The organism is Paenibacillus sp. P3E (assembly GCF_001909045.1).
Classification (GTDB): Bacteria; Bacillota; Bacilli; order Paenibacillales; family Paenibacillaceae; genus Paenibacillus_AQ; species Paenibacillus_AQ helianthi.
On record NZ_LVWH01000160.1, the window covers coordinates 20,887 to 44,981 of the forward strand.

Annotated in this window: 25 protein-coding genes and 1 pseudogene; 16 read left to right on the forward strand and 10 right to left on the reverse strand. The window is 54.2% G+C overall.

From position 1 onward, the window contains the following. Positions 1-26: 26 nt before the first annotated feature. The 3 genes from A3842_RS13420 to A3842_RS13430 all read right to left on the reverse strand — a co-directional run bounded on the left by A3842_RS13420 (position 27) and on the right by A3842_RS13430 (position 2,258). Positions 27-989 (reverse strand): L-lactate dehydrogenase, encoded by a 963-nt coding sequence (locus A3842_RS13420; RefSeq protein ID WP_074086685.1) that lies wholly within the window; start codon positions 987-989, stop codon positions 27-29. Between the two features lie 273 nt (positions 990-1,262). Beyond that, complete coding sequence (locus A3842_RS13425) at positions 1,263-1,769, reverse strand: CcdC family protein (protein ID WP_074101752.1); 507 nt, start codon at positions 1,767-1,769, stop codon at positions 1,263-1,265. A gap of 228 nt (positions 1,770-1,997) precedes the next feature. Further along, a complete protein-coding gene (locus tag A3842_RS13430; RefSeq protein ID WP_074086687.1) occupies positions 1,998-2,258 on the reverse strand; it encodes a GlsB/YeaQ/YmgE family stress response membrane protein in 261 nt (86 codons plus the stop codon). A gap of 285 nt (positions 2,259-2,543) precedes the next feature. Here A3842_RS13430 and A3842_RS13435 point away from each other — a divergent pair, with 285 nt between their 5' ends. Next, the gene (locus tag A3842_RS13435; protein WP_074101753.1) at positions 2,544-3,593 is read left to right on the forward strand and encodes a lactonase family protein; all 1,050 of its coding nucleotides are present in this window, start codon (positions 2,544-2,546) and stop codon (positions 3,591-3,593) included. A gap of 97 nt (positions 3,594-3,690) precedes the next feature. On the opposite strand, the gene A3842_RS13440 is transcribed toward A3842_RS13435, so the two are convergent. Continuing rightward, positions 3,691-6,012: an alpha/beta hydrolase family protein gene (locus tag A3842_RS13440; protein WP_083609581.1), complete on the reverse strand. Its 2,322-nt coding sequence runs from the start codon at positions 6,010-6,012 to the stop codon at positions 3,691-3,693. 550 nt (positions 6,013-6,562) lie between these two features. Between A3842_RS13440 and A3842_RS13445 the strand changes: the two genes are divergently transcribed. The 6 genes and pseudogenes from A3842_RS13445 to A3842_RS13470 all read left to right on the forward strand — a co-directional run. Further along, entirely contained in the window at positions 6,563-7,675 is a 1,113-nt protein-coding gene (locus tag A3842_RS13445) for a sulfate ABC transporter substrate-binding protein (protein ID WP_074101787.1), read from the forward strand. 108 nt (positions 7,676-7,783) lie between these two features. Further along, positions 7,784-8,623 (forward strand): sulfate ABC transporter permease subunit CysT, encoded by an 840-nt coding sequence (cysT, locus tag A3842_RS13450; protein ID WP_074086689.1) that lies wholly within the window; start codon positions 7,784-7,786, stop codon positions 8,621-8,623. Between the two features lie 76 nt (positions 8,624-8,699). After that, a complete protein-coding gene (gene cysW, locus A3842_RS13455) occupies positions 8,700-9,563 on the forward strand; it encodes a sulfate ABC transporter permease subunit CysW (RefSeq protein ID WP_074101754.1) in 864 nt (287 codons plus the stop codon). Positions 9,564-9,662: 99 nt separating this feature from the next. After that, entirely contained in the window at positions 9,663-9,884 is a 222-nt protein-coding gene (locus A3842_RS13460; RefSeq protein WP_074086690.1) for a YezD family protein, read from the forward strand. Between the two features lie 149 nt (positions 9,885-10,033). Then, positions 10,034-10,969: a GNAT family N-acetyltransferase gene (locus A3842_RS13465; RefSeq protein WP_074101755.1), complete on the forward strand. Its 936-nt coding sequence runs from the start codon at positions 10,034-10,036 to the stop codon at positions 10,967-10,969. Next, positions 10,908-11,147 (forward strand): annotated as a pseudogene (locus A3842_RS13470) (sulfate ABC transporter permease subunit CysT); the annotation flags it as partial. The gene A3842_RS13465 and the pseudogene A3842_RS13470, both read left to right, overlap by 62 nt. A 261-nt stretch (positions 11,148-11,408) precedes the next feature. On the opposite strand, the gene A3842_RS13475 reads toward A3842_RS13470, so the two are convergent. Further along, positions 11,409-12,029, reverse strand: a complete 621-nt coding sequence (locus A3842_RS13475; RefSeq protein ID WP_074101756.1) for a sensor domain-containing protein — start codon at positions 12,027-12,029, stop codon at positions 11,409-11,411. Between the two features lie 339 nt (positions 12,030-12,368). Beyond that, entirely contained in the window at positions 12,369-12,677 is a 309-nt protein-coding gene (locus A3842_RS13480; RefSeq protein ID WP_074101757.1) for a hypothetical protein, read from the reverse strand. 276 nt (positions 12,678-12,953) lie between these two features. Between A3842_RS13480 and A3842_RS13485 the strand changes: the two genes are divergently transcribed. Continuing rightward, a complete protein-coding gene (locus A3842_RS13485; protein ID WP_074101758.1) occupies positions 12,954-13,586 on the forward strand; it encodes an NAD(P)-dependent oxidoreductase in 633 nt (210 codons plus the stop codon). Positions 13,587-13,716: 130 nt separating this feature from the next. Continuing rightward, positions 13,717-15,474, forward strand: coding sequence for a bifunctional ADP-dependent NAD(P)H-hydrate dehydratase/NAD(P)H-hydrate epimerase (locus A3842_RS13490; RefSeq protein ID WP_074101759.1), 1,758 nt, complete (start codon positions 13,717-13,719; stop codon positions 15,472-15,474). 138 nt (positions 15,475-15,612) lie between these two features. Here the strand turns inward: A3842_RS13490 and A3842_RS13495 are convergent, their stop codons facing one another. Together A3842_RS13495 and A3842_RS13500 are read right to left on the reverse strand one after the other, a co-directional pair. Beyond that, positions 15,613-16,068: a hypothetical protein gene (locus A3842_RS13495; protein WP_074101760.1), complete on the reverse strand. Its 456-nt coding sequence runs from the start codon at positions 16,066-16,068 to the stop codon at positions 15,613-15,615. Between the two features lie 64 nt (positions 16,069-16,132). Beyond that, the gene (locus A3842_RS13500) at positions 16,133-17,032 is read right to left on the reverse strand and encodes an SDR family oxidoreductase (protein ID WP_074101761.1); all 900 of its coding nucleotides are present in this window, start codon (positions 17,030-17,032) and stop codon (positions 16,133-16,135) included. 182 nt (positions 17,033-17,214) lie between these two features. On the opposite strand from A3842_RS13500, the gene A3842_RS13505 reads away from it, so the two are divergent. The 4 genes from A3842_RS13505 to sdaAA all read left to right on the forward strand — a co-directional run bounded on the left by A3842_RS13505 (position 17,215) and on the right by sdaAA (position 19,926). After that, positions 17,215-17,829 (forward strand): DUF4269 domain-containing protein, encoded by a 615-nt coding sequence (locus A3842_RS13505; protein ID WP_074101762.1) that lies wholly within the window; start codon positions 17,215-17,217, stop codon positions 17,827-17,829. Then, complete coding sequence (locus tag A3842_RS13510; protein ID WP_074101763.1) at positions 17,826-18,269, forward strand: GNAT family N-acetyltransferase; 444 nt, start codon at positions 17,826-17,828, stop codon at positions 18,267-18,269. The genes A3842_RS13505 and A3842_RS13510 overlap by 4 nt, the downstream gene beginning before the upstream one ends. 71 nt (positions 18,270-18,340) lie before the next feature. After that, on the forward strand, positions 18,341-19,051 hold the full coding sequence (sdaAB, locus tag A3842_RS13515; RefSeq protein WP_074101764.1) for an L-serine ammonia-lyase, iron-sulfur-dependent subunit beta: 711 nt from the start codon (positions 18,341-18,343) through the stop codon (positions 19,049-19,051). Continuing rightward, positions 19,048-19,926 carry an L-serine ammonia-lyase, iron-sulfur-dependent, subunit alpha gene (sdaAA, locus tag A3842_RS13520; RefSeq protein WP_074086700.1) on the forward strand — a complete coding sequence of 293 codons (879 nt, stop codon included), beginning with the start codon at positions 19,048-19,050 and terminating at the stop codon, positions 19,924-19,926. Before sdaAB ends, sdaAA begins: the two co-directional genes overlap by 4 nt. 48 nt (positions 19,927-19,974) lie before the next feature. Here the strand turns inward: sdaAA and A3842_RS13525 are convergent, their stop codons facing one another. Then, positions 19,975-20,277: a hypothetical protein gene (locus tag A3842_RS13525; RefSeq protein WP_074086701.1), complete on the reverse strand. Its 303-nt coding sequence runs from the start codon at positions 20,275-20,277 to the stop codon at positions 19,975-19,977. Between the two features lie 70 nt (positions 20,278-20,347). Between A3842_RS13525 and A3842_RS13530 the strand changes: the two genes are divergently transcribed. Next, positions 20,348-20,539: a YwbE family protein gene (locus tag A3842_RS13530; protein ID WP_020426781.1), complete on the forward strand. Its 192-nt coding sequence runs from the start codon at positions 20,348-20,350 to the stop codon at positions 20,537-20,539. A gap of 72 nt (positions 20,540-20,611) precedes the next feature. Here A3842_RS13530 and A3842_RS13535 read toward each other — a convergent pair whose 3' ends face one another. Then, entirely contained in the window at positions 20,612-21,424 is an 813-nt protein-coding gene (locus tag A3842_RS13535) for an HNH endonuclease (protein WP_074101765.1), read from the reverse strand. A gap of 208 nt (positions 21,425-21,632) precedes the next feature. On the opposite strand from A3842_RS13535, the gene A3842_RS13540 reads away from it, so the two are divergent. Together A3842_RS13540 and A3842_RS13545 are read left to right on the forward strand one after the other, a co-directional pair. Further along, entirely contained in the window at positions 21,633-22,649 is a 1,017-nt protein-coding gene (locus tag A3842_RS13540; protein WP_074086703.1) for a LacI family DNA-binding transcriptional regulator, read from the forward strand. Between the two features lie 87 nt (positions 22,650-22,736). Then, positions 22,737-24,077, forward strand: coding sequence for a glycoside hydrolase family 30 protein (locus tag A3842_RS13545; RefSeq protein WP_074101766.1), 1,341 nt, complete (start codon positions 22,737-22,739; stop codon positions 24,075-24,077). Positions 24,078-24,095: the final 18 nt, after the last annotated feature.

Here is a 24,095-nt window from a genome sequence, read left to right on the forward strand (position 1 = left end):
TAGCCGTTTCAACTTGCAGGGAGTAATTACACCTTTTCTTCCAGGTGCAGACTCTCTATGCCACGCCGGATAATATGGCAGGAAGCCTCAAGCTTCGTGGATTCCTCCGGGCTCAGGTTCAGCTCGAGCAGTTCCTGTATCCCGCCGCTGCCGATAATCGCCGGTGCTCCGGCGCATACACCGGTTTGCCCGTATTCTCCGTCCAATATGGCGGAGACGGCAATGATTTTATGCTCATCATTCAGGATAGAGCGGGTGATATAGGCCAGCGCACTGCCGATGCCAAAATGTGTCGAGCCCTTGCGCGTGAAAATCTCCCAGCCGGCATCCTTAGTCTTGCGGGCGATGTCTTCCAGATCGAGGGTGCTGAACCGCTCGCGGTGCTGCGCCATGATCTGGAGAATCGGTTTGCCGCCGATCGTTACGTGGGACCAGGCCACGAATTGGGATTCACCATGTTCGCCCAGCGCGTAACCGTTGACACTGCGGGGATCGATGGTGAATACCTCTGACAGAAGCGTCTTCAGGCGCGAAGAGTCGATAGAGGTTCCGGTGCCAATAATTCTGTGGCGCGGCAGTCCGGATATTTTCCATACCATATAGGTGACAATATCAACAGGATTAGCAGCAACCACGAAGATACCATCGAAGCCGCCAGCCATAATTTCCGTAATAATTTCCTTCGTAATCACTGCAGCAGCATCAAGAACATCCAGTCTGCTCTGTCCCGGCATGGGATTGGCACCTGCTGTCAGAATGACAACGTCCATTCCGGCGCAATCGCTGGAAGTGCCGGCATATACCTTGGTACGGGTTCCGGTGAAATCCATGCAGTGCGAGAGATCAAGTGCTTGTGCCATCGCGCGGTCATACGTGCGGTCAATCATCATGATCTCATCGCATATTGCCTGATTGACCATGGAATAGGCACAGCTGGAGCCGACCATTCCCGAGCCGACGATCGCCACTTTTCTTGATTTACTTTTCAATTGCCATGTCCCCACTCTCTAAAAGGATATCTGCTTATATTCTAACTGATCTCATCGTAAGTTACCTGACATCAGGAACAAAAAAGGGTTGCCGATCTGTTCATATTCTGTCACAAATGACACGGGGAGTTAGAAAAGCCTGGGCGGTCTACTGATATTATATGCAAACTAGTGGGGAGGGGGAATGTAAGTTGACAAGCGGAAAAATATAAAGAAGCATTCCTGAGCCCGCCAAGCTCCGAATGCTCCTTATTTTCGCTCTATGAATAAGTATCAACCCCGGGGCTGCGGGATGCGGGATTCCGGTGGAGCCATCTGGTTGTACCGCTTATACATGAAGAATCTCCAGTGGAGGATCATGCCGAAGGCCAGAATGAAGAAGAGTCCGCCTGACTGCGGAATGGATACATATTGATTGATGAATTCATGCAGCAGGGTGCGGATCAGCAGCAATCCGAGCAGAATGAAGGCGAAGCTTTTGGAACGCCGGGCAAAGATCTGGCCTTCCCGTTCTTCAAACTTAGTGCTGCGAATCAGCGGATAGGCAAATATAAACCAGCCAATCAGAAAAGCCGCCGCCGCCCACCACAAGGGGAATCTGACTTCAGGTACAACAAACATGGCAAAGCCTGTGGACATGCCGAGCGGCGGAATCCATATTTTGCGGATCGTCACGGGACGCGAGCTAGCCTTCAGGCGGATGAAAATAACCATCAGCGCCATGAATAGAGCCCCCACAGTGGAGCCGACATGCAGAAGTGAAGGGTTGATATTGCCCATGATTCACTTTCCTCTCTGTGATATGTGTCACTTATTTTTCCATTATAGCAGAAAAAAGAAGGCAAAACATCGAACGCTTCTTGGCGGTAATCCAGTAATTCCTGCCTGCCGGACAACGGATTAAGCCGCAAGAAACCCGCCAAGAGGGACCTTGGCGGGTTTCTAACTGAAACGGGTACATCCCTTAGAGGACAGCACATCCGTTTCTACTTGCACTCCTGCTAAGCCTTAAGAACGGCTGCGTCCACCGACCGAACGGAGAATCAGGCTGACGATAAAGATTAGGACGATTGCACCGATTAGCGAAGGGAAGACGTAGAAATCACTGATCTTAGGTCCCCAGCTTCCCAGCAGCATTCCGCCAAGCCATGAACCGAGAATACCGGCGATAATGTTACCGATCACACCACCTGGAATATCTCTGCCCATAATCAGACCAGCCAACCAACCAATTACGCCACCAACAATCAACATCCATAATAAACTCATTATGCTTCAGCTCCTTTGGGTTTTTGTTATCTTCGATGGTTACTATTAACCTCAAGCCGGGCGTTTAAACCATTGTCAAATATTGTAGGCATCCTAATAACTAGTACTTCATTATGTCCTGAAATAGGCTGTTTAAACCGGGTGAGGTATTGGGTACATAATCATGTTATAGTGAAAAAAGACCGGGAACCGCGGGTGGGTTCCCCGGGTAAAGAGTATTAGGAAAAGGGTATATAAGAAGTAAATGGAACTACGTACCTCTATACAATAAAAGGAGACGCAGACATGCAACAGCCTAATGAAGTTCTATTCTATGCAGGAACCTATAACAGCGCAGATCATGAAGCAATTATACTGGGGGCTCTGAACAAGGATACCGGAGAAATGAGGGTGCTGAACAACACCAAGGGCATTGAGAATCCCTCATATCTGGCAGTGAACCGTTCAGGAACGGTACTATATGCTGTAAGTGAGAAGGATGAGGGCGAGGTCTATGCTTTTGCGATTGAGCCCGGAAGCAGAGCACTGCGCCTGCTGGGAAGCAGGCCAACAGATGGAGGCGCTCCTTGCTATGTGTCGATCTCCCCGCAAGAGGATTACATATTTGTCTCCAACTATTCGGGAGGCAACGTCAACGTCTTTCCGGTGAATGCGGATGGTTCGCTCCTGGAGATGTCCGCCCAAGTGAAGCATGAGGGTTCGGGTATAAGGGAAGACCGGCAGGAAGCGCCACATCCCCATTCGGTTATTCCTGACCGGACCGGAAGCCATGTGCTGGTCTGTGATCTGGGGCTGGATCAGATTGTGTTCTACCGCTTGGAGGACGGCAAGCTGGTCACTCACAGAGAAGTTCCACTCCCGCCAGGCTCGGGTCCCCGTCATCTGGCCGGACATCCTTCGGGACAATGGTTATACCTGATTAATGAGCTGAACAGCACAATTACTGTATTTGCTAACGATGAAACGTCTGCTAATCTGAAGATTCTGCAGAACGTAAGCTCTTTGCCGGAGCATTATGCAGCCGGCAGCGACGACACAGCTGCTGATATCCATGTATCCCCGTGCGGCCGTTTCCTGTACGCTTCCAACCGCGGGCATGATAGCATTGCTGTGTTCTATATCGACGCAGCCACGGGCTTACTGGAGCCGCAGGATTGGGTGACTTCCGGGGGCCGGACACCACGCAATTTCGCCATTATTGGCGGCATGCTGCTCTCGGCGAATCAGAACAGCGATAATATCGTTTCGTTTAGAATTGACAGGGATACCGGAAGACTGATTCCTACTGGCAATGAGCTGGAAATTCCGTCACCGGTCTGCCTGAAGCAGCTGTAACCTAGAAGTGCCTCCTATGCGGCTTGCTGCCGGCAGATAGGAGGCACTTTTTATTAGATATAAATGTAGCGGGTCCACTTGTATGACAACTTTTTGCTTATTGTATAATTGCGGTTTGCTTGGACCCTTCCATTGCATTTCCTTTATCATAGAATCCGATATCATCCAGCATAATTCTGTCACCGCCCTTTTGCAGATAAAAGGTGATTTCGCTCAGTTTATCCGGTTCAAACCGAGGATCTTCTTCGAGAAAGCGTGCAAAAGGCAGCTCATAGGTCTGAAACACCGCTTCCGAGAGATCACCGTATTTGCCGTCGCTCATCCGCTCCTCAAGCCAGGGAAGGATTGTGAACCGGGTCCGGGGCAAAGGCAGAATATCCATGAACTCATTCACCGGAAGGCGGGCGGATACACCATTACTGTCCGTCAACTCGACTTCCACATGGGGGGAGACCGCCGTTTCCGGCCTATCCTCAGCATCTCCAGTATCGGCATTGCGGTTAGCCATGGAGAACGTCAGCCCCAACGCCCCAGATTCGGCAAGTCTGCCAGCCACGCTGTCCTTCAGCTTGATGCTGTAAGAGGCCACCGCGCTGTCCTTTGCCTTATGTTCCAGCAGAAGCCCATAGGTGGTTTTACTATTGGACTCCCGGTCCTTGGCGACCTCTTCGTTCCAGATGAGTCCCGCTGCTTCAGCGGTTCCGCCGGTGACGGTGTCTTTTTTGCGGTCTTCATCAAAAGTGGCTACGGGAATATAATCCCCGCTCTGGAAACGGCTGTAGTATACAGTATCCGGAAGCCACTGCAATCCGCTGCGGTAATCGCGGAACAGGTTCTGGTAGACTTCCTCTCCATACAGGGTAGTCTCCAGAAAGGCGCTAACGTACACCTTGGCAATCTGCCGCTGGGCCTCACCATTCATTATCTCTGTACGGTCCAGGAGCAGTCCTGCCGGAAGCGACTGGTCATACAGTCCCCAGCTGGTATTGAACTGGCTGTGATTAGCATCGGCGATATACAGTGAACTTTTGAACGAGGAGGCAGCCCCGGTAAAGGAAGAACGGATATACTGCCGGTCTCCGTAGAAATCATGTACATCCCCGTCGCGTGCGCCTTGCAGGGTCAAATAGTTGACATCCACTAGGCGGGCCTGCTGATCATCAATCGTCTTGTCGGTAGGCGCGAGCGCAATGACAGATGCAATGTGGAACTGGCGGGCGGCGGCATAAGCCGGGTCGTTCTTGAACCACCGTCCGGCATCAGCGGCCATGGCAACGGCTTGCCCGCCGCGGCTGTGTCCGAGCAGCGCGGTTCGGGTGTAGTCCACCTTGTGATAGAAAGGGTTGCCGGACTGCTCCGTGAAATTGCCAATCTGCTGCAGGTGTTTCAGAATCATCCAGGTGCGCACCTTGAAGTCATTGTCCGGAATGCCTGACCAGGCGGAATAGTTCAGAAAGTTCTCATCCAGTGAAACCGCGATGAACCCGCGGCTGGCGAGCTGCTCGCCCAAGTAGGCGTAGCCTCCCTCTGAGTAATCCTCCATCATGTGATTGCCGTGCACCATGAGCACAAGCGGATAGGGTCCATCTCCATCCGGCATCCAGACGCGGGCATTTACAGGAAGCGCACTGTAGTCGAAGCCCCAGAATAAGGTGCGGAGCTTGGGCCAGCTTTTAATGTAAGCAGAGGCATCCACATTGGACGTTATAAGCTCTGTTTCATCGCCATATTCGGTCCGATGCAGATCCTGGCCGCTGGCGTAGGTGAAGCTGCGGTAGGTATAGTTCCCCGGCTCTCCCGGATCTTCGGCAGGGATGGGCGCGGGGTTTCCGGCAGCAGCAGTCACCTCTGGCACATCATCATCAGAGCCACCAATCAGGAGGGCGAGCGGAGATGCCAGCAAGAGGGCAGCCAGCACCAGCCCCAGAGTGAACCGCCGGGTGCGCAGGAGTCCCAGAGCCACGCCGCCCAGCCCTCCGAGAACAGTGGCGACTATAGCTACGGCAGCTGCAGCTTCAAGCTCCAAATCCGCATCGTAGAAGATTAGTAGGACTATCCCCAAAGTGCTCAATAAAGAGCCCGCGTAGAGGCGCGGGATGCGCAGTCCTGTCAGGGCCAGCAATACAGCAAGAATATTTCCTGCAAACCCTAGAATGAGGGTCGCGGCGGTAGTTGCAAGCATAATATCGGCAGCACTTCCGAGTCCGGTAGGAATGCCCAGGACAGCTGCTGTAAACATCAAAAAGCATATGACCCAAGGACCGGCCAGCGCCGTCCTCCATAACTGTGTGTCATAACGGTACGTGTCCAGGATGCGCCTTGCCGTCCCTCCCAGAATTCGCCTGTGCAGACGTGGCCGTTGCGGCGAGGGTGCGGGTACAGGTACGGGCACGGGTACATACTCCAGATTCATTCCCATGTTTGTCTCCCCCGGTTATTGCGGTACTTTCGGCTTTTTTTGAAAGATAAGGACTTATATGGTTCACGCTATAAATCATCCTTCTATTTCTCACTGAGAACGGATTCCGTCTCTTAAAAGGATGGTAAAGCCGTTCCCCTTTGACCAATAAGATGTAGCAATAATATTACATTTACTGCTTCAATAACAAGTGGATCTTGCAGGAACCGCCGCCACTTGCTGTCGTCAGAACCGCCTCAAACCGACTTTCCGCTATTTTGAAAAAAAGGTTTGACAGTCTGATGAGGTTTCAGTATTATATTTTCATAACCCACTAAATGGGTAGGGATAATAGAATAAAGTTCTTACCGTACAGACGGAGGAACGCCCGCCAGTAGCTCGCAGACACGTGTCCACAGGACCGGTTTGACCTGCCATACGCGGGCCTTCCTCCGTCTATTTTTGCTGAAATGCAAGGGGCAAGCAGGCTTATCGGAACTTCATGGGGTGTCACAAATAGAACGGCCAAGAGAAAAGGACAGGGGAGTGGCTTGTGATGAAGAAAGCTGTGATGAAGAAAGGGATCAAGAAGGGACTTATCACTGGTTTCACATTACTATTGACGGCAGGTCTTGCCGCTTGCGGCAACAATAATTCGAATAATGGGGCGGCCGCCCAGACAGATGCGCCGGCAGCAAGCAATGCGGCAGGAGCGGCTGAAGCTACCAAGGCACCGGCGAAAGATCCGGTAGAGCTGCTGAATGTATCTTATGACCCTACACGCGAGTTGTACGAGAATTATAACAAGGCGTTCTCTGCCTATTGGGAGAAGGAGACCGGCCAGAAGGTTACGGTTAAACAATCGCATGGCGGCTCCGGCGCACAGAGCCGGGCGGTCCAGGAGGGCCTGGAAGCGGATGTCGTTACCCTGGCCCTGGGCTATGACATTGACGCACTGAAGAATAAAGGGCTGATCAATGACGGCTGGGAAAGCAAATTCGAACATAACAGCTCCCCATACACCTCGACCATTGTGTTTCTTGTACGCAAAGGCAATCCCAAAGGCATTAAGGACTGGCCGGATTTGTTAAAAGAAGGTGTAGAGGTCATTACCCCGAACCCGAAAACATCCGGCGGCGCCCGCTGGAACTACCTTGCTGCCTGGGGTTATGCGCTTGATCACAACAATAATGATGAAGCTAAGGCGCAGGAGTTTGTCCAGGAGCTGTTCAAGCATGTGCCTGTGCTGGATACCGGGGCGCGCGGGGCAACAACGACCTTTGTAGAACGTGGAATCGGTGATGTGCTGATTGCCTGGGAGAATGAAGCCTACCTGTCGATTAAAGAGCTGGGCCCGGACAAATTCGAAATTGTTAACCCGTCCGAGAGTATTCTGGCTGAACCACCGGTTGCCGTCGTTGACAAGGTTGTAGATAAAAGAGGTACCCGTGAGGTCGCAGAAGCCTACCTGAAATATCTGTATACCGAAGAGGGGCAAAAAATCGCTGCGGAGAACTACTACCGTCCGACCCTTGAGAGTGTAAAAGAGGAATACAAGGATAAATTCCCTGAGATTAAGCTGTTCACGCTGGCGGATAAATTCGGAACGTGGAAAGAAACGCAGGAAAAGCATTTCAATGACGGCGGAATCTTTGACAAGATCTATGTGCCTGGAGCCAAATAAGCGCGGGATGGGCGAAATACAGAAGAAATGGTAAGAGTTATGGCAAGCAGGCTTGTGCAGGGAAGCTGATCGGCTTACATGCCGAAGGCGGAAAGGGATGAATAGGTCATGAATGTCACCACTACGGCTGCGGTACGGCGCAAGGTGCTGCCGGGCTTCGGACTAACGATGGGCTACAGCGTACTCTATCTGAGTCTCGTCGTACTGCTGCCGCTATCGGCACTGCTGTTCAATTCGACAGGACTCAGCTGGGCAAAATTCTGGGATATCGCTACGGACCCGCGTGTTCTGGCTTCGTACAGGGTCAGCCTGAGCACTGCGGCAGCGGCAGCCTTAGCCGATGCTTTTCTGGGGCTGCTGCTGGCATGGGTGCTGGTGCGCTATGAGTTTCCGGGCAAACGGATCTTTGACGCCCTGATCGATCTGCCGTTTGCACTGCCGACAGCTGTAGCGGGTGTCTCCCTGACGGCGCTGTATTCACAGAATGGCTGGATCGGCTCCCTGTTGGAACCGCTGGGGCTAAGGATCGCATTTACCCCGCTCGGGATCACACTCGCACTGATGTTCATCGGCATTCCCTTTGTGGTCCGCACCGTACAACCGGTGCTGGAGGACCTCGACCGGGATATGGAGGAAGCTTCGGCAACACTGGGAGCGGGACGCTGGCGGACCTTCCGCAGCATCGTGCTCCCGGAACTGTTCCCGCCGCTGCTAACCGGCTTTGCGCTGGCGTTTGCCCGCGGGATCGGGGAATATGGCTCCGTGGTGTTCATCTCCGGCAACATGCCGATGCGCACGGAGATTGCGCCCCTGCTCATCATGTCCAAGCTGGAGCAATTCGATTATGCGGGGGCAACCGCAGTAGCTCTACTGCTTCTGCTGATCTCTTTTCTGATGCTGCTCGTAATCAACACACTGCAGCGCTGGGCCCGCAAGACTTCTCGGTGAAGAGGCTTCCGAAGCCAGTTTTATCGAAGCTGATTCAAAGAAGTGTATGCTTACAAAACTTTCAGGAGGTGAAATCATGGCTGGTACTGTCCCTATGGCTGCTCTCAGGACGCACCGGAACGCAGCCTCCCCCGCAACGACGGAGTCCTCTGCCGTGAAATGGGTGCTGGTCGCTGCGGCCGCACTTGTGCTGTTCTGGCTGATTGCCCTGCCGCTGATTGTGGTGCTGACAGAAGCGCTGAAGCGGGGCTGGGATGTATTTCTGGCAGCGCTGACTGATCCTGATGCCGCTTCCGCTCTCCGGCTGACGCTGCTGGTTGCTGTGATTACCGTACCGCTGAATACACTGTTCGGGGTGATGGCGGCTTGGGCGGTGACCAAGTTCCGTTTTCGCGGCAAAGGGTTTCTGATTACGCTGATTGATCTGCCTTTTGCCGTATCGCCAGTCATTGGCGGACTTATCTTTGTGCTTGTATTCGGCTCGAATGGCTGGTTCGGTTCCTGGCTCAGCGCCCATGACATTAAGATTGTATTCGCCCTCCCCGGCATTGTGCTGGCCACACTGTTTGTGACCTTTCCATTTGTGGCCCGCGAGCTGATTCCGCTAATGGAGGACCAGGGCACGCAGGAAGAAGAAGCGGCTATTACACTGGGGGCGCATGGCTGGCAGATTTTCTGGCGGGTGACCCTGCCGAATATTAAATGGGGACTGCTGTATGGGATTATCCTCTGCAACGCGCGGGCGATGGGGGAGTTCGGTGCGGTATCCGTTGTCTCCGGGCACATTCGGGGGGAGACGAACACGCTGCCGCTGCATGTCGAAATTTTGTATAACGAGTATCAGTTTTCGGCTTCCTTCGCCGTGGCCTCCCTGCTGCTGTTGCTGGCTCTGGTAACGATGATCGTAAAAAGCTGGCTTACACGCAAAAATGCACATTGACAGCCCTTTTGATTCCATGCTAAGTTAAAACATAGTATACAGGTTGGTTATGACGGGATTGGTGGAGAATCCCCTGTCCGGGGAAAGGGAGGCTGGAGAATGGCTAAGCCGCTGAAAGTGGATGAGGTATGGCTTACGCGGATTGCGGAGCTTTTGGATGATATGGAATTCGGGTCCCTGCATATTGTGGTACACGAAGGACAAATTGTACAGATGGAGCGGACAGAACGCAAGCGTTTTGAGAACAGTACTGCAAATGCACGTTATAGTGGAGAGGCCGGAAGCCGGCGGACCGATTCCCGTTCTGCGGGGCGAGGATAGAAGCATAATGCAAGACCTTCATTCGAAATTCGAGTGGGGGTCTTTTTTGTTGCTCCAGGATGGTGGGAATTTTTCTATAATCATTTTATATATTGTAAACGGTTAATCTCATTGGTACTATTTGTTGCATGAACAAGGGGGATGGTATTATGCGATTAAGCGATTGGTCTGTTGATACAATTATGTATGATTTATCGGGTGGATATTTGATCCGAAAGGCGGAGCCGGAAGAATGGGGAGTATTTTGCTCTGTCTATTATAATATGCAGTACACCGGATTTTTTAGAGAAGAGGGCTTTGCCGGTTCGCGCAAAAATGCATTTTGGATTTATAAAGGGGAAACCAAAATAGGCGGAGTCAGAATGTCACCGAACGTGATTTACCATTTATTTTTTATCCCTCCGTTTAACGACTCCTTTGAGGTATTGAAGCAACTCAAGGAACTGTTGACACATTGGTCAGATCGGACTGAGCCTATCAGGACATATGAGGTTCTTCCGGATCAGGTTCAGTTATTTGCGAGGTCAGGCTTTTGGCCGGATGAGTTCAGATGCCGGTGGATGCAGCGTCCTACTGATCATTTTGAAGTGGTTTGGGATGACGATTTAAGAATTGAGAGTCCGGAAATTCTGGAAAATGGTCAAGGGACTAAGAGGTTCATTCTCGAAAATGAGATTGCCCGTTGTGATTTTGATAGCTTTCGGGGAGGTTTTGAAGCGGTCAGGCGGAAAAAGTCCTCTTTAGAGGATTTTATCCCCCATGAAGATCCTAATTATGCTAATGAAATATTAGTTCAGGCCTCCACCCTGGTATTTGATAAGAATTCAGGTCAGCTTATTGCAAATTGCCGCCTATGCCTGCAGGATAACGTAGCGGCGGTATATAGTATTGGGGTTACACCTGCCCATAGAGGAAAAGGTCTGGCTACCCGCATGTTACAAAGGGCCTTAACGATTCTGAAAGATAAATATCCTCTGCTGAGATTGTATGTTATGGAAGGTAATGATGCGGAATCTGTGTATTTTAACCTTGGGTTTATGCCTGGTGTACAAGAGATACAGAATATGCGTATTCCTGAGAATTAGAAGTGGAAGAAATATGCCGATGCGCACGGAGATTGCGCCGCTGCTCATCATGTCCAAGCTGGAGAAATTCGATTATGCGGGGGCAACAGCAGTAGCACTGCTGCTTCTACTGATCTCTTTTCTGATGCTGCTCGTAATCAACACACTGCAGCGCTGGGCCCGCAAGACTTCGCGGTGAAGAGGCTTCCGAAGCCAGTTTTGTCGAAGCTGATTCAAAGAAGCTTATGCTACAGTACTGCAAATGCACGTTATAGTGGAGAGGCCGGAAGCCGTCGGGCTGATTCCCGTTCTGCGGGGCGAGGATAGAAGCAAGGCTTGTCATAATAAACGCAAGAGGCACCTATCAATAAAAAGCGAAGGTCCATTCTGATTTTTTCAGAAAGATCTTCGTTTTTTCTTGCTGTCCACCTCTTTGCTCTCTCTGAAAAAGGGAGACGTATTATGTGCTGGATACCGTGTGCACCCATGCCGCGTATAACTGCCCAAGTTTCCGAAAGATCAACGGCAGTAATAAGGTTAACACTAATCCAATGCCAGCGGCTATCCAGGAGCGCTCGAACGATGACAAGTCGTACAGAAAGAGAAGCGGAGTGGAATCGGATGCGAAAAGATCAAAGGAGAACAGTCTGTCACTCACCAGATAGGCTAATGGAGACAGTAAAATCCCAAAGGCTGTAGCCGGCAGGACGATAGCCAATGTAAAACCGAGAATCCCTATGGGAAGCTGTGCTACGCTGTAGATAAGTCCCCGGTATGTTTTTCCTTGACTAAGAAGTGTGAATAACGACCTTGGGCCATCCGTGCGCAGAGGTGCTGGATCGCCTGTATGTTCAGGCTGTTGATGATCTCCGCGAATCCAGTGATCCACCACTAGTTCTTCTTGTACCATCATTCTGCGGCACGCAGCAAGTGTTGCTGCCAGCAAGGGTAACCCAATCCATAATATGATCAGAGGCAAACTTACGCATATTCCCGTAACTGCAATTACAAATGCTAGGATTCCTTTTGGAAGAGACTTCATAAGCAGACTCCAGGATTTCATAAAGCTTTGTTTTTTCATTGTATTATTCTCTCCCCTTTACCGATCTTTTTTCAGTATAACTGGATATTCTTGTATGAGCACTAACCCCAAGTCTGAAAATCCGCCCGACTTTGGTCCAGTCTTTTGATGCTGCGCATAAAAAAACGGAAAGCCTATAGCTCGCTTGAAGGTGGGGAGGAGAAACATTTCTACTCAGCCTCTGCTCCTGAGAGGAACCGCCGGAATAGGAATACATTCAAGCCAGGCAAAAGAATCCAGATCCTCATAAGTGACCTGGACTGCAATATGCCTAGTATAGACCTTTTATCAATGGAGGTAGGTTGTACTCCTTCTTCTGTGATTTCTATGCCTCCGCCCTTAGTAGCGTGGGGTGCGCCGTGGCGCGAAGATACCCTCAATAAGCAGAATGATTGCAGTAATAATGTGCATAATCCATCCGACCAAAGGGATTAAGCCGACAACCGAGGTGATCACCCCGATCACGTTCCCGATAAAAGGGCCACGCTCTTTCAACAGCAGGACTACGGCTACGACATGCAGCAAAAAGGCAACACCCAGCGGCACCCAGGCATTAGCGACAACAAAAGCGCCCCCGATCAACGGCAGTGCCAGAAAAGCCTCATAAGCAAAGGTGCCCCACTTGAACAGTTTTCCTATTGGAGTCATGATTACTTCACCAAACCTTTCCACATCATAATATGATCTTATAAGAACAGGTTCTCTGAGTCATTGTACGTCGCACCACGGATAATGTTTCAACTCCTTGTGCATGGGATGGGCGTTCTTGCTTGGCAGTGGTGAGGTCATATATATTGGTAACAGAATAGCAGCCAGGATTTGCAGGTACTGTTCATCATGCCTGATTCGCAGGGAATGTTCCTGCGGCGCTAATATAGGGTAACCGTTTGGAGATACAGCAGGAGAAAGGGAGGCATTCAGGATATGGATGTTGTAGTTTTTGGGGCAACAGGAACGATTGGCAGAGCTATTGTGCAAGAAGCGTTAAAAAGAAAACATGAGGTCACCGCCGTAGTCTGGAATCCGGCCTCTTTAGAGCTGGAGCATGAGCGTCTGCATGTGGCCACCGCCGATATTCTGGACCCGGCGACGGTAGCGGAGGCAGTGCGCGGACATGAAGAGGTGATCAGCGCCTTTGGCCCCGCTGCCGGGCGGGAGAATGACCTGGTGCGTGCGGCTGAGAGTCTGCTGGAGGGTCTGCAGGCTGCCGGTCTTCAGCGGCTGCTTGTGGTTGGCGGAGCTGGAAGTCTGAAGACGGAGTCGGGTGAATGGCTCATGGATTCGCCGGGATTCCCGGAGAAGTTCCGTCCGCTTGCGGAAGCGCATGGACATGCCTATGAAATCTATAGCGGCTCTGCGCTCGACTATACGTACATCAGCCCGCCGGCCACGATCCGCCCGGGCCGCCGGACGGGACAGTTCCGTATCGGCCTGGACCGGCTGGTGGTGGATGAGAACGGGGACAGCAGTATCAGCGTGGAGGATTTTGCCGTAGCTGTTGTTGACGAACTGGAAGAGGGGAATTTCAGCCGCAACCGGTTTACGGTTGGGTATTGAGCCGGGTACAGGCTAACCGTGCAGAACCCGCTGCACCATATGAATAGGTGGCCTTCCGTGACCGGAGGGCTTTTTTTGAAAGATAAGAATTTTATGTTGTAAACAAAGCAATTAAAAAGGGGGCTGGGCTATGTATGTGGTAACTGCAGAGGAAATGCGGGAGCTGGACCGGCAGACCATTGAGCGGCTGGGTATTCCTGCAATCGCGCTGATGGAAAATGCCGGCAGGGCCATTGCGGAGGAGATCATCCGGTTCTGCCGGTACCAAGCCGGCGGAGGCGGTACCCCTGCTGCTTGGAATCAGGCAGGCGGAGCAAGCGAAGCTGCGGGTACGCGCGAGCTGGAGCGGGGAGATGCCGGCGCTGCGGGCAGGAGCCGGAACGGCGGAGCATATGGTCCAGGCGGACGGGGTGACGCCGGGGCACTGGGAAGCGGCGGCCCGGGGGTCCAGCCGCCGGGGTTCTCGGTCAGCGGCGATGCCGCGCTGACCCTGGAGCATGCCGGCGACGAACATTGGCTCGTCCTCGTCGGCAAAGGCAATAACGGCGGCGACGGCCTCGCCGCCGCCAGGCATCTGCGTGAGGCGGGTATCGCCGTCACGCTGGTGTATGCGGCCGCGCCGGAGTCGCTGGCCGGCGAAGCCGCGCTGCAGCAGAATGCTGCTGCAGCCTTGGGCCTGCCCGCCGCAGTCTACGGCCGGGACCGGGTGGACTTTGTCGCATGCAGCGGCATCCTGGATGCGCTGCTCGGCACCGGCAGCGCGGGAGCCCCGCGCGGTGCCTATGCGGAGCTGATTGCCGCCGCGAACGGCAGCGGCAAACCGATTGTGTCCGCAGACATCCCGAGCGGGCTGGATGCGGACACAGGCCGGGCGCATGAGCCTTGCATTCATGCGGTAGTGACGGTCTGCCTCGCGTTCCTGAAGCGCGGGCTGCTGCAGTATCCCGGTGCAGCGTGCGCCGGGCAGGTGGTGGTCCGCTCCATCGGCATCCCGGCTGCCTTGGCCCGGGAGAGCGGCGTCCCGGCCAGCCTGCTGACGCCGGAGGTGCTAAGGACACGTCTGCAGGTCGACGTGTCGCGCCGCCGTTCGCCGGAGGGCCACAAGGGCACCTACGGGCATGTCCTGGTGGCGGCAGGAACCTTAAGCATGAGCGGCGCTGGCCTGCTCGCTTCCCGCGCTGCGCTGCGCGCCGGCTGCGGCCTGGTGACTTGGGCGCTGCCTACGATGCTGCTTCCCTATGTCATCGGAGCGGCCCCGGAGCTGATGCTGGCAGCGGCCGGGGGGGAGAACGGAGCCTGGAGCGCCGGGACTGCCGCCGAAGTGCTGCGGCTCAGCAGCGGAAGAGATGTCACTGCCGTAGGACCGGGGCTTGGCCGGTTTGAAGGCGACGGGGAATGGCTGCGTGCACTGTGGGAAGGCATCGAAGCCCCTCTCGTCATCGATGCCGATGCGCTGAACATTCTGGCGGACAGTGAGTACGGCTCCTGGGCAAGCCGCTGCCATCCGGTGATCCTGACACCTCATCCGGGGGAAATGGCCCGGCTGGCCCGGCTATCCACGGCTGAGGTGCAGCGGGACCGGATCGGTCTGGCGCTTACTTATGCCCGGGAGCACGGGGTTACCCTCGTGCTCAAAGGAGCCCATACAGTCATCGCAACACCTGAAGGTGAGGCTTATGTGAATATCACGGGCCATCCGGGTATGGGAACCGGCGGTGCGGGCGATGTGCTGACCGGCATCATTGCCGGATTGCTCGCACAGGGGCTGAATGCCGTGCAGGCAGCGGCCTTTGGGGTCTATCTGCACGGGCTGGCGGGTGAGAGAGCGGTCCGCCTGCGCCATGATCCGGCGGCGCTGACCGCCGGGGATATCATCGAGGCGCTCTGAGTTCTGGAGGGCAGGGCGGTGTTATACGTTTGCAAGGCTCTAACGGTGCTGGGGTATTCACAACACATCTCAACTCACCGTGTGTTCGCGGATGCGCAAATGCAGCCAAGCGAAGGGGACATACCCCCTAAGCACAGCTTAGAACAGCACCAGGCAGAGCAGCGGGACAAACAGGGCAAATACCGGAAGCAGGAGCGGCTGACGCTCTCCGGCCAGCTGTGCAAGCCGGAACAGCAGCAGAGCAAAAATTCCGGCGATGCCGCAGGTTACTGCATCCCCTCCCTGTTCCGAGGCGATCCACAGGCCTGCGCCATAGCCGGCCGCCGCGTACAGGAGGAGGGCCGGGACGAGCGAAGTGGAGCGGAACACGCGCAGCAACGCATCCGCGACCAGCGCAGCCGGCAGTCCGTAGGCATAGATGGCGTAAGGCACTGAGGTTGGCCAGCCTTCCGGGATGCCATCGGTATGCGGGAATCCCAGCATCACGAGGGAGACCAGCATAAATGTCAAACCGGCGGCAGACAGTTTAGTTAATGCGTACATCCCTGCGCTTAGACGGACGGACGGAAGATTGTAATCCTTTATCTTGTTCATTTATTTAACATCCTTTCAGGGAAGTGAACACGGCTGCCGGGATCATCCATCCCTCCGGCGGCTGTTAGCTTGTAACCATGTCCCCTCCATTAACATGAATACAGGTTCCGGTGACATAAGAAGAATCGGGACCCGCTAAATAGACATAGGCTCCAGCCAGCTCATAGGGCTGGGCAGCCCGCTTGAATGGGGTGTCGCTACCAAAAACGCTGGTCTCTTCAGCGGAAAAGCTGGAAGGAATCAACGGGGTCCATACGGGTCCGGGAGCCACGCTGTTTACACGGATCCCCTGATCGGCCAGCGACAGGGCGAGCGAGCGGGTGAACGAGACAATCGCGCCTTTGGTAGATGAATAATCGATAAGGTCTTTTTTTCCCTGATAAGCCGTAATAGAAGCTGTATTGATGATCGTTGCCCCGCGTTCCATATGCGGAAGTGCAGCCTGTGTCAGGAAAAAGAACGGAAAAATATTCGTGCGGTACGTCTCGTAGAGCTGTGCTTCCGAGATATCCAGCAGGCTCTGCTGCGGATACTGCACACCATGATTGTTGACCAGGATGTCCATTTTGCCGAAGGTCTGCACGGTATGCTCCACCGCCTGAGTACAGTTTGCTTTATACCGTAAATCCGTCTGAATCCTCAGGCAACGTTGCCCCAGCTCTTCAATACGCCGCTGTGTGGCTTCCGCATCCGAAGCTTCGTATAAGTAGGCAATGGCGACGTCGGCCCCTTCTTTGGCAAAAGCGATCGCAGCGGCTTTACCGATCCCGCTGTCTCCGCCTGTGATGAGTGCCACTTTGCCGCTCAGCTTTCCGCTGCCGCGGCTCTCCGGGTTCTCGCTGATGGGCCGGGGCTGCATCAGACTCTCCAGGCCCGGCTGGCGGTCCTGGTGCTGCGGGGGAAAGCTTATAGGCTGCACACGGCAGACCGTACGTTCCCCGTAATAGGGGTAAACAGGATTCATTAGCGACACTCCTCAGGTGCGTTCTGGTTTCCTGTATATTTTTATGCATCCGCCCAGAAAAGCGTGCGACTCTGCTGTCCACTGGTTCACAGAAGATAAGAAACCGATTATCAAAGTTGCTGCACCTGGGGAATTGGGATGATAGATTAATAGGATCAGCGGGTACAACAGGAGGTGAAGCGATGCTGGAGAATAACGGCGGTTCTGGCCGAGCTGAGGAGCAGCAGGGCAACGAAGTGCTGAGAGAGGTCCGGCGTTTATTGCGTGAGCTGCGCATCATGGAGCTGCTGGCGGAATATCATCCGCTACTGGCGGGAACGGTCCCCTTGGGCATTCAGGTGGAGGGCAGTGATCTGGATATCATTTGTGAGGTGCATGATTCCCGGCGTTTTATCGCTGAGGCCCGAAGTCATTTCGGTCAGTTGGAGGAGTTCTGTGCGGTCACCCGTACGGTAGAGGGGATCATCCGCACTAAGATTAATTTCCGGGCAGGCGGGTGGCCGGTCGAGCTGTTTGGCCAGCCCTTGGCCACGGAGAAGCAGAATGCCTGGCTGCATATGCAGGTGGAAGGACGGATACTGAGCCTGTTGGGGAACGGCTTTCGAGAAAGTGTGCTCTCTCTGAAGTCCGGAGGCATGAAGACAGAGCCCGCTTTTGCCAAGCTGCTAAGGCTGGAAGGCGATCCCTACGAGGCTATGCTGTCTCTTGGCAGACTGACTCTGGAAGAGCTCGCCGTAATATGCCAACGTGCTTATCCATACATACTAAATCCAAATGGAGATGGGGAGAGAGAATGAACTACAGACCCATGATTGCCGATGATTATGAAGCCGCATATCAGTTATGGGAGAATACGCCGGGAATGAACCTAAGCGCTGCGGATTCCCGGGAAGAAATTCTCCGCTATCTGGAGCGTAACCCCGGAATGAGCCAGGTCTGCGAGTACGAAGACGGCACGCTTGCGGGTACGGCGTTGTGCGGACATGACGGACGCAGGGGATATATGTATCATGTCGCGGTCAGCGGAGACAGCCGCGGCAGGGGAATCGGCCGTGGAATGGTTTCGCGTTGTCTGGACAAACTGCTGCAGGAGGGTGTCGACAAATGTCATCTGATGGTGATTGAGGGTAACAGCCCCGGCCGCAGCTTCTGGGCTGGGATCGGGTGGCAGGAACGGGAGGGTATTCTCCTGTTCTCCCGGAATACTCTTCACGTAACAGATAATGTCATGGTGTAGCTTTTACGCGGCTGCAGTATAATATAGAAGTGAAGTATATTGTCGAATTTTGATAGGTGGAGATCTGAACAATGCGGTTCAAAGATGTATTCTCAATTATCGGTCCGGCCATGGTCGGGCCTTCCAGTTCGCATACAGCAGGCGCGGCGAGGATCGGCAGGGCTGCCCGGCAGGTGCTGGGTGAGCCGGCTTCTGAGGCTGAGGTGACTTTCTTCGGCTCTTTTGCTGCGACGTATCAAGGGCATGGGACAGACCGGGCGATTGCCGGGGGGCTGCTGGATTTTGCTACGGACGACTCCCGTCTGCCCGATTCTATCGAGCTCGCAGAAGAGGCCGGGATGGCTATTTCCTTCGGTCAGGGAACGGGGCTGTTCCCTCATCCCAATACAGTACGGCTGCGTTTGACGGGTGCTCAGACGGGTACGGAATTAGCGCTGACCGGAATATCCATCGGCGGCGGAAATATCGAAATTGTTGATATTGACGGATTCGGAGTGAAGCTTACAGGAATGTATCCCACGGTGCTGATTCATCATATGGATTACCTGGGGGTGCTCGCCAGTGTTACGGATGTCATGCGCAGGGGCCAGTTCAATATCGGGCATATGTCGCTGGACCGGAAAAACCGCAGCGGTGCGGCTCTGACGGTGCTGGAGCTGGATGAAGCTGCGACGCCGGAGCTGCTGCATGAGCTGAGTGCTCTGCCTGCCGTCCAATCCGTCAAAGTGGTGGATCTGAATGAAACTCTGCAAGAACAGAAAGGGAAGGACAACACACGATGAATTTTCAAACCTTAAGCCAGCTGGCTGTATTATGCGAAGAACGGGGAATGGGTATCGGCGCCTTGATGCTGGAGGAGCAGAGCGAAGAATCCGGACGGTCCAGGGAACAGGAATTTGCTACCATGAGCCAGTATTATGGCGTGATGAAAGAAGCCGTCCACCGCGGCATGACCGAGGATACCACCTCGCGCAGCGGGCTGACCGGTCTGGACGCCCAGCGGGTCGCCGCCTACAACGCAGCGGATGAGCCTTGTCTCGGCGGACCTGCCGGTCAGGCTATGGCCTATGCGCTGGCAGTATCGGAGGTCAATGCGTCCATGGGACGCATTATCGCCACACCGACAGCCGGCTCCTGCGGAATTATTCCCGGCGTCTTTCTGAGCTGCCAGGAGCGTTTCGGCTGGGATGATGACTATATGGTATCCGGTCTGTTCGCCGCCGGAGCCATAGGGTATGTGATTGCCAATAATTCGTTTGTCTCCGGTGCGGAGGGCGGTTGCCAGGCCGAGGTTGGCTCGGCTATCGGAATGGCAGCGGGAGCACTCACTGAACTGCGCGGAGGAACCCCGGCGCAAGCGGTGCATGCCGTTGGCCTCGCGCTCAAAAATACACTGGGGCTGATCTGTGACCCTGTTGGCGGACTTGTGGAGATTCCCTGCATCGTGCGCAACGGCTTCGGAGCCGTTACGGCGCTGGCCGCCGCCGATATGGCATTGGCCGGGGTGCGCAGCGTGATTCCATCCGACGAGGTCATCAAGGTCATGCTTGAGGTTGGCTCGGCCATGCCGGAGAAGCACCGGGAGACGGCTGGGGGCGGACTGGCCCAGACCCCAACCGGGCGGAAGATTATGAAGGATCTGAAGAATAAGAAATAATCCGCAGCTTGTATTATAGACATAGAAGCATATGTGCTCATCTGTGGATCAGAGCATATGGAACCTTTCGAGCTGCTCCCATTGCCCCTCCTGCCGGAGAATTTCCGGCTGCTTCGGTCCCATAAGATCGAAATGCGGGAAAGGTTTGCGGTTATGAATGTACCGGGACGGCAGCCCATGCTGCTCGCACCAGCTGTGCAGGCGGTCCAGATTGCTGCAGCCGACTTTGGTTACTGTGGTCATCCCCGGAAATCGCGGGTCCAGCCAATAATGGGTCAGGAAGGCGATCTCTCCTGCGGAGACCGCCTGTTTCCAGCGGGTCAATTCTGCTCTATTAATACCGAAGGCCATTGTTGTCTCATCCTTATCCTTAATCTGAAATATAGTAACTCCATTATAACTTAAGAAAGGGGAGTGCATCATGAACGGACAAGTTAGAGCGGATATCCGTGCCGGGCTTGAGGTGGATATTGTGCTGAAGCAGGATCAGGCTACCGGCAAACTTACGCATGGCGTAGTCAAAGATATATTAACCAACTCGCCCCGCCATCCGCACGGTATCAAGGTACGGCTGGCTGACGGTCAAGTCGGACGGGTCAAACATATTACGTAAACTACAGTAGCGCTCCCGGCCCTTGGCTGCCGTTCTCATGAACAGCATATTCCCGAGCCGGGAGCGCTTTTTTTACCGCCCCATAAATTCCTCCACATACTGGTCAGCTTTGGTCTGGTTGCAGAGGTTGCAGGCGCAGACGCAGTTATCCGGCGTAGTGTGGCCTCCTTTGGCGCGCGGCAGCAAATGATCAATGGTATCTCCGTACAAGCCGCAGAAATGGCAGGTATACTTGTCCCTGGTCAGAATAAAGGCGCGGAAATCCTTATTACTGTATATTCTGCGGATCGTGCGGCGGTTTACCACTACAGCGGCATGCTCTCTGACGAGCGTTACGGCAAGCTCCAGGTCGATTTCCTGATGCCAGCGCCGTCCCTTGTCGCTGTGGCCCCGCATGAGAATCATGCCTTTGGACGACGGAATGAGTGCAGATGCATCCTGAGGATCTGGCTTTGGTCCTCTAATCTGTGGCGCCTTACGGCGGGGATCGGCCCCGCGCGGCCGCGCTTTGCCCTTGATCCCATGTGCCGGAGGGGCTGCATGGCCTTCCTTGGAGCGCTCCGGCGAGGAAGCCTTATGGGCTCCAGGCACAGCAGACTTGGAAGCTGTGCCAGCCGGCGCTGGGGGGAGCGGATAACGTGTAAGCACGAGCGTATCGGTCAATCCGGAATCGGAGATCACGGTAGCTGCAGTCACTGCGGCTACTTTTCCCCGTATAGCGGGCTTGGGTTTATGCGCCAGAAGCTCCTTGCGGCACTCCCGGCAGGCACCGCGGCGGGACTGGCCCTTGGAGCGCTTGCCTGTGCGCCTGCGGAATTCAGTTAGAGGTTTATACTGCTGACAGTAGGCGCATTGTTTGGTTAATGGCTGCTGGGTATCGGTCATAGGTATGTGTGGAAGGCCGTCATAACTGCCTGTCCATTCCCCTTCTTTTTTATGGTAGCTTTAGTATAGCGCAAAGTGCGGTGAATCACACAGCAGGCAGGGTAAGGTGCAGATCTCCTAATTTCTGCTGGACGGCGGCGCCCAAAGGCGTTAGAATGGCAGTGAATATAAAAGGGCTTTCATTTGGGGCCGGCGGGAGTGAACCGGATTGACAACGATTTATGATATTGCCAAAAAAACCGGCTACTCGCCAACCACAGTGTCCAAGGCGTTCAATAATTATTCCGATGTGCGGGAGAAGACCCGCCAGGACATTCTGCGGGCGGCTCAGGAAATGGGGTATTTGCCCAACTCGCATGCCCGAACCTTGACCACCAAGAAGTCATGGACTATCGGTGTGCTGTTTGTGGAGGAGACCGGTGCGGGGATCCGCCATCCATTTTTCAGTGCGGTCATTGAGAGTTTCAAGCAGGTTGCGGTAGCCAAAGGCTATGCGCTGATGTTTATTTCCAAGGATGTTGGCGGCAAGCAAAGCGGATATCTGGAGAATTGCCGGATTCGTGGGGTGGATGGAGTCGTGGTCTTCCTATCCGACTATGACGACCCTTATTTTCTGGAACTGCTCGAAAGTGATATTCCTACGGTTATTCTGGACTATGATACGGCGCAGTCGCATACGGTGTGCTCGGATAATATGGCAGGAGCGCAGCTCGCAGTGAATTACCTGGCGTCTTTGGGTCACCGGCGGATTGCTCATATTTCCGGAGGCGGGAACTCTTTTCCGGGAAGCCAGCGCGAGTTGGGATACATAGCGGCCATGGAACTGCAAGGGCTTGAGGTGCGGGACGGCTACATCGCTGAGGGAGCTTTTTTTTCAAGGGAAAGCGGTTATGCTGCAATGCTGAAGCTGCTTGAGCTAGTGGAGCGGCCGACAGCTGTGTTTGCTTCAGGTGACCTGCTGGCACTGGGCGCGGTGATGGCAGCCAAAGATAAGGGCTTCTCTGTACCCTCAGATATTTCAGTCATCGGGTATGATGATATCGAGCTTGCTGCCTATGTATCGCCTGCACTGACGACCATCCGGCAGGATACGGAAAAGCTCGGGACCCGGGCGGCGGAGATTCTGCTCGCTTCCATCGACGGTAAAGGACAAGAGAAGGAAGCACTGATGCTTCCTGTAGAGGTAGTGGTGCGGGACTCCTGCGCGCCGCCGGGCGGGGAATAAAGAGGTTCCGCCGGGTGCGCATTTTTTTTCGAAATAATCGAAACCGGTTTCGATTATCATATAAGCATAAAAAAGGAGCTGGATGAAATGACAAAGGCACGCACAGTGGTAACTGCCAGGGATACGGGAGAGCGCTTAAGCCCTAGAGAGGCGATCGTATTCAGAGCCCGCACAACCAAAGAGCACGCAGATGTGCAATTGCAGCCGGAGCAGGAGTTTCAGCAAATGCTTGGTTTTGGGGGCGCTTTCACGGAGGCGGCGGCCTATACCTTGTCCCGGATGAGCCCCGGGAAGCGGGCGGAGGTCATCCGGAAGTATTTTCATCCTGAAGAAGGATTGAACTACAGCATGGGGCGTGTGCATATCCACAGCTGCGATTTTGCGCTCGGAAATTATACCTATGTGCAGGAGGGAGATACGGAGCTTGCGACTTTTGATATTTCCCATGACCACAAGTGGGTGCTTCCGCTGATCAAAGATGCGATGGAGGTGCGAGGCGGCCCCTTCACGATGCTGGCTTCCCCCTGGAGCCCCCCGGCCTGGATGAAGACCAATGGGGAGATGAACAACGGCGGTTCGCTGAAGCCGGAGTACGCAGCAGTCTGGGCGCGGTATTATACCAAATTCATTGAGGCCTACCGCAAGGAAGGCATTCCGGTCTGGGCTGTCTCCGTGCAGAATGAGCCGGCAGCCGTACAGACCTGGGATTCCTGTATATACAGTGCGGAAGAGGAACGGGATTTTGTCAAGAACCATCTGGGCCCTGTGATGCATGAGGCGGGATTGGCAGATGTGAACATCGTTATCTGGGACCACAACCGCGATATCATGGTCGAACGCGCCTCTACCGTGTTGTCCGACCCGGAAGCTGCCCGGTATGTATGGGGTACAGGCATTCACTGGTACGGCGGCGAGGAATTCGATAAGGTGGCCAAAGTGCATGAGCTTTTCCCGGATAAGCATCTGCTGTTCACAGAAGGCTGCCAGGAGGGTGGTGTGCGTCTGGGCGAATGGTTCACGGGTGAACGCTATGGACGGAATATGATTGGTGACCTGAATGCCTGGACCGAAGGTTACCTGGACTGGAATCTGGTGCTCGACGAGACCGGAGGGCCCAATCATGTGGGCAATCTCTGCGATGCTCCGGTGATTGCCGATACCACTTCCGATGAGGTGCATTACAACAGCTCGTATTATTACATCGGGCATTTCAGCAAATTCATTGTTCCCGGCGCTGTGCGCATTGGCCTGGATTCAGCCGCCAAAGGCGTTCTGGCTACTGCATTCCGTAATCCGGACGGCAGCATCGCCGTTGTCCTCATGAACGAGGGGGAAGAGCTGCGCAGCGTGACTCTGGGGCTTGGCGATGAGCTGGCCGCATGCGAGCTACTGCCGCACTCCATTGCAACACATCTCATTTTTTCATAATGCGTTCATCGCTGCAGT